Here is a 5759-nt window from a genome sequence, read left to right on the forward strand (position 1 = left end):
ATACTATATATTATTAATTTTATATTCTATACTAAAGAAAAAATAAATTCAACTGATTAAGGATGAATTGATTTGTTGATAATGCTAATAAGTCAATACATCTGGGAGGTTGAAGAGTTGAAGAAAAGTCTGGTTTACAACAAAGCTTTTAAATTTTCTGTAAGCATAGTTGAATTATATAAGTATCTATCACAGGAAAAAAGGGAGTATGTTCTTTCAAAACAGCTGTTAAGATCAGGAACCAGTATTGGAGCGAATATTAGAGAGGGTTTATTTTCACAGAGTAAAAGAGATTTTTATGGAAAATGAATATTTCTTTAAAAGAATGTTCTGAAACCCTATATTGGTTAGAATTATTAACTGCAACTAATTATATTGATATTTCAAAGTATGAATTTTTAATAGAGAATTGTACTGAACTGAATAAGATGTTAGTTGCAATTGTAAAAACTACAAAGAAGCAGCTTAATATAAGTTAATAATCAAGAGTTAAGAATGAAAAGTAAATGAAGGAATTTTTTAATGAAATTAAAAAATTCCAACCATAACTCTACACTCTTAACTAAATAAATCTGTTAGTACTCTTCAGTTAAGCTTATAACCGTCAAATCAGTTGTAACTTAAAAGAAGTAACTATAAATAAAATGGACAAGGATGTCCAGTAAAAAAATCAAGGAGGAATAAATATGATAATCAATCACAATCTTATGGCAAACAATGCCCTGAGAAACATGAACATCAATTCAAATAATGCTTCAAAAGCAATGGAAAAACTTTCTTCAGGTCTCAGAATAAACAGAGCTGGAGACGATGCAGCAGGTCTTGCAATATCCGAAAAAATGAGAGGACAGATAAACGGACTCAACCAGGCATCTTCAAACTCACAGGATGCTATATCTCTTATTCAGACTGCCGAGGGTGCATTGAATGAAACTCACAGCATACTTCAGAGAATGAGAACTCTTGCTGTTCAGTCAGCTACCGATACCAATACAGATGATGACAGAACTAAGATACAATCAGAAGTTGATCAGCTTGCAGAGGAAATTACAAGAATTTCAAATACTACTGAATTTAATACACAGAACTTATTGGCAGGTGGATTAAATGATACTTTTCAGATAGGAGCAAATCAAAATCAAACTATTTCTTTACATGTTAATGCAATGGATGCGAAGTCGTTAGGTGTTTCAGCAGATTTAATTAATACATCTATAACAGCAGCACACGGTGTTACAGGTATATCAGGTGTTACAGAAGATCTTGGAGCTGGTGCAAAAGTGACAGCAAGTGACATTACTGCAGCAACTTATACAGCTGCACAAGGCTCAATTAAAGGAGCACTTGCTGATGCGAGTTCAGCATATACTGGTTCTGAAGATGTAAATTATCAGATTAGAATTAAAACAATAGGAACACCTGCAACAGGAGATGTAACTTCAATTGAATATTCTAAAGATGGAGGAACAACTTGGGAGGGAGCTTCAGGAACTGGAACTTTTAACCTTGGAGATGGAGTAAAAGTTTCAATAGCAAGTGATTCGACAAATGCAGTGGGACAAACTGGCACTATGGCAGTAACAGCTGAATATGCTACACTCCAATTAGCGAATACTGCAGGAAATATTGGAGATGTTGTAACTGTTCATAATAATCAATCATCAGTGGTAATTGGAGATGACGAGACGGGCAGAACTGCTACAGCAGCATTTACGTTTGCATCATTGACATCAGGAGATGCAGGCATTGCTCAAAATACAACTGCATCTACAGCAGCAGTTATAGATGCTCAAGGTAATGTAACATCAAATGCAGTAGTACAAAAAGGTATTAATGTATCAACTCAATCAGCAGCTGGAAGAGCAATTACTACTATAGATAATGCAATTAAGACTGTATCTGAATCAAGGGCTAAATTAGGTGCTTACCAGAACAGATTGGAACATACCATAAACAATCTTGGAACTTCATCAGAAAACTTAACTTCTGCTGAATCAAGAATCAGAGACGTTGATATGGCATCAGAGATGTCTGAGTACTCAAAGAACAATATTCTTTCTCAGGCTGCTCAGGCAATGCTGGCTCAAGCAAATACTCAACCACAGCAGGTATTACAGCTGCTTAGGTAATAGGGGTCTGACCCCAATACAAAAATTGGAAATTAAATGTGGTTAAGTATTTATAGGGTCTCTTGGAGAGTGATCTTCAAGTACATTGGGTGAATTGCTGGAACTTCCTTAAGCTGTTTCCCTAAAGCAAAGTCCGAAAGGGCAGGTGTGACAGGCTGAAAAGCAAACAGATTGGATAATCAGCAGCCAAGCTCCTGTGCCGAAAGGCTGGAGAAGGTTCAACGACTAGAGTATACCATCTAAGCAGGGGGCAATTGACACTTATAGAAACTTGTATGGTGATGAAACTCGTAGGGAGGAGGCTTCCCGAAGTGCCCAACCCCGGAAATTAGTTGAAAGTTTAAAATGAAGAGTGAAGGAGAAAATTCAGTGAACTGAATTTCAAATATGATTATTAATTTTTAATTTATAACTTTTAACTAAAAAATGGGTGAAGATATAGTCTGGCAGTGATTGAAAGGTCATTGGTGAAACGCAAGCAAATCAACAGCCTCAACAGGTTCTTCAGTTATTGAGATAAGCAGAGAACCAGATTTAGCGGTAGCTAAATCTGCGTGAATCGGTTAAGCAGATATACAAAATCTATGATTTTGATATAGTCGCTTACTCTGTGAGTACTCCACCGACGTGAGGAGGCGGAGTTTCCTTTAGAGGAGAACTTAAAGTAAAAATAAAGAGTTTTAATAATTAATTGAATAGAATGTAATAACATTAAGAGAGGACTAATCGGTGTGATTGGTTCTCTCTTTTTAAAATTACCAAATAATATTTGTAAATTGGTAGTTTTTATATAGAGGTATTAGTGATGGGGGTGTGTTGTATATGTTACCAATAGTAAAAGTTCGAATTTTTTTGGATGATAATGTTCCTGAATATATGGATGGAATTATAAGATGTGGTAGCGTACTTTCTTATGACAAGAATAGTATAGAGGTGGACCATCAAGAGTTGATTGATAATACTGAGTACCACTCTGAGGATGAACTAGTTGAAGATATTGCAAAAAGATTAGAGGTTAATAAATCTATAATTGAAATTATAGAATAAGGAAATTAATATAAGTATTTATTTGTAGGAGTACTTATATTAAAAGAATTTTAGAGTATAAACTAATTGGATATATATGGATATGATAAATATTAATAATATTATTGGGGGCACTATGTTTTGAGGGAATTCATCATAAGAAAAATGTACGAAATATTAAAAAATTTTAAAAGCAATATGGAAGAACAACAAAGATATTGCCAATTAAAAACTTTTAGATTTGACGGAGGAAATATCCCTGATTACAGTGAATTAATAATACAGGAATACTATTTATTGAGATATTTACCGGCGTATACGACAGAATATTATTTAATATATAGTGAATTACTAGAAAAAAACTTTTTAAACAATATAAATGTTATATCTCTAGGTGCTGGATGTGGAATGGATTCGTGGGGATTGAACTTTGCAATACAAGATAGCAATTATAAATTACCAGTAGCATATACGGGATTAGATAAAGTAGAATGGGAATATTGGGATAATTTGAACATTGACAATTATAATCTTTTCAGCCGAGATTTAAGTGCTATAGATAAATTTATAGGAAAGGATTACAATGTTATTATGTTTCCTAAATCCATAGGTGAATTTAATAATTTTACTTTTAACAATCTAAAGAATATAATTATAAATACGGAGTTTAGAAGCGATAAACTAGTATTGATATCTTCTGTTAGAAAAAAGAGAGATATTATTGATATAGATAGATTAGAAATAATAGCAAACACTCTGGAAAAAAATCAGAGATATAAATGTTTAGATGATAAACGAAAATATACGTATTACTCTAAGAATGGTATGGATGAGTATTCTAAATTAGAGGATGTATGCGATAAATATATATATCCTGGAGATATAGAGAATTTCTTGATTAATTTAAATGAAAATTGTCAAAAATATATAGAAAATGGATGCAATCCATGTGATGATGATTGCAAAATAATGAATCATTATCCAATAAAAAGATGTTCGCAGATAGAATATCAGATATTAAGATTAAAAAGAGAGGATACTAAATGATATTGAGTGTAAGCAGGAGGACTGATATACCAGCTTTTTACAGTGGGTGGTTTTTTAATAGGATAAAAGAGGGTTTTGTATTGGTAAAAAATCCATTTAACGCCAAACAGATTAGCAGGATAAATTTAAATCCAAAGGTAATAGATTGTATAGTATTTTGGACTAAAAACCCTAGAAAAATGCTTAAAAAACTTGATGAAATTAAAGAATATAATTATTATTTTCAATTTACTTTAAACTCTTATGACAAAACTTTAGAAAAGAATGTACCTGCTAAAAGGTATTTAATAGATACTTTCATTAAATTATCTACTAAAATTGGTAATGATAAGATAATATGGCGGTATGATCCTATAATATTAACTGATAAATTTACACGAGAATATCATTATAAATGGTTTGAATATCTTGCAAAAAGATTAAGTCCATATACTAAGAAATGCGTTATTAGCTTTTTAGATTTATATAAAAAAACTGAACGTAATTTAAGTAAAATAAATATTTTACCTATAAAAGAAAATGATATGCTTGAATTAGCTGAAAGGTTTTCTAAAATAGCTTTTAAATATGATTTAACACTTGAAACCTGTTCAGAAAATATAGATTTATCTCAATTTAATATCGCTCATGGAAAATGTATAGATGATAAACTTATTTCCCGTATTGTCGGGCAGAAACTATCCATCGATAAAGATCCAAATCAAAGGGAAGTATGTGGATGCGTAAAAAGTGTTGATATAGGAGCTTATAATACCTGCAACCATAATTGTCTGTACTGTTATGCAAATTTTAATAGGAATGTTGTTGAAAAAAATTTATTGAAGCATGATAAAAAATCTCCATTGCTGTTTGGCAAATTAGATAGAGATGAGAAAATTGTGGATAGAAAAATGAAGTCATATAGGAAAGGACAGATATCCTTTTTATAGAATATCTAATTATAGATATTAGTTTAATGAAATATGGTTTGATTTTGACATAATCGATTTTGTGAAGACATTGGGGGTTACCAAACCAAAGACTATTGAGAATGAGAAAATGTATCTATTGAACTAATATCATATTGTTTTAATATATTACGAAAGTAGCATAATTAAAAGAAAAAATGTAGGGAGATGGAAAGTATGGAAAGTTTGTGGCCAAAAAATTTTGACTGTGATTGTAAAGGAATAAGTTTTCCTGAAAAGATTTTAAATGAACAGGCAAATATATTAGGAAGCCTTACTGAAAATAAAGTTACAGCTCACTTATTATTCGGATATTTTGACCCGTATATAAAAATTTATAAACAATTTTATGATCCTCAAAATTATGATTGTGCATCAACTTTTAGGTTATATTATGAAAAAAATAATTTTAGTGATGTATTTAGCATTAGTCATGATTCTAGAATATATCCATTGAAAATTCATATTTATAACCGTTTTTTAAAGGATGAGATTAAATCTGAAGTTAACGGTATGAATATAAAAGAATACGGACAAGATGATATTATGTCAGTAGATTATTTTGTTGTTGATAATAAAGAAATATTTATTGATTTTATTAAACTAATAT

Annotated in this window: 5 protein-coding genes and 1 pseudogene; all 6 read left to right on the top strand. The window is 31.0% G+C overall.

The window, feature by feature from the left end; all coding sequences use genetic code 11:
- The first annotated feature begins 117 nt into the window (after nucleotides 1-117).
- Nucleotides 118-479: pseudogene (locus J5G60_RS16170) on the top strand (four helix bundle protein).
- 207 nt (nucleotides 480-686) lie between these two features.
- Nucleotides 687-2129, top strand: coding sequence for a flagellin N-terminal helical domain-containing protein (locus J5G60_RS16175; protein WP_150355770.1), 1443 nt, complete (start codon nucleotides 687-689; stop codon nucleotides 2127-2129).
- Nucleotides 2130-2951: 822 nt separating this feature from the next.
- Nucleotides 2952-3176 (top strand): hypothetical protein, encoded by a 225-nt coding sequence (locus J5G60_RS16180; RefSeq protein ID WP_150355771.1) that lies wholly within the window; start codon nucleotides 2952-2954, stop codon nucleotides 3174-3176.
- Nucleotides 3177-3296: 120 nt separating this feature from the next.
- A complete protein-coding gene (locus tag J5G60_RS16185; RefSeq protein WP_150355772.1) occupies nucleotides 3297-4202 on the top strand; it encodes a hypothetical protein in 906 nt (301 codons plus the stop codon).
- Nucleotides 4199-5131, top strand: a complete 933-nt coding sequence (locus tag J5G60_RS16190; protein WP_150355773.1) for a DUF1848 domain-containing protein — start codon at nucleotides 4199-4201, stop codon at nucleotides 5129-5131. Before J5G60_RS16185 ends, J5G60_RS16190 begins: the two co-directional genes overlap by 4 nt.
- Before the next feature lie 195 nt (nucleotides 5132-5326).
- Nucleotides 5327-5759 (top strand): hypothetical protein (locus J5G60_RS16195; RefSeq protein WP_207876580.1); only part of this gene is annotated, 433 nt, incomplete at its 3' end.

This window comes from Clostridium sp. HV4-5-A1G (genome assembly GCF_900184915.1).
GTDB lineage: Bacteria > Bacillota > Clostridia > Clostridiales > Clostridiaceae > Clostridium_B > Clostridium_B aromativorans.

Excerpts from the sequence above, each read along its gene's own strand:
- J5G60_RS16180 (WP_150355771.1), top strand. The coding sequence starts at position 2,952 with ATGTTACCAATAGTAAAAGTTCGAATTTTTTTGGATGATAATGTTCCT.
- J5G60_RS16190 (WP_150355773.1), top strand. The coding sequence starts at position 4,199 with ATGATATTGAGTGTAAGCAGGAGGACTGATATACCAGCTTTTTACAGT.
- J5G60_RS16175 (WP_150355770.1), top strand. The coding sequence starts at position 687 with ATGATAATCAATCACAATCTTATGGCAAACAATGCCCTGAGAAACATG.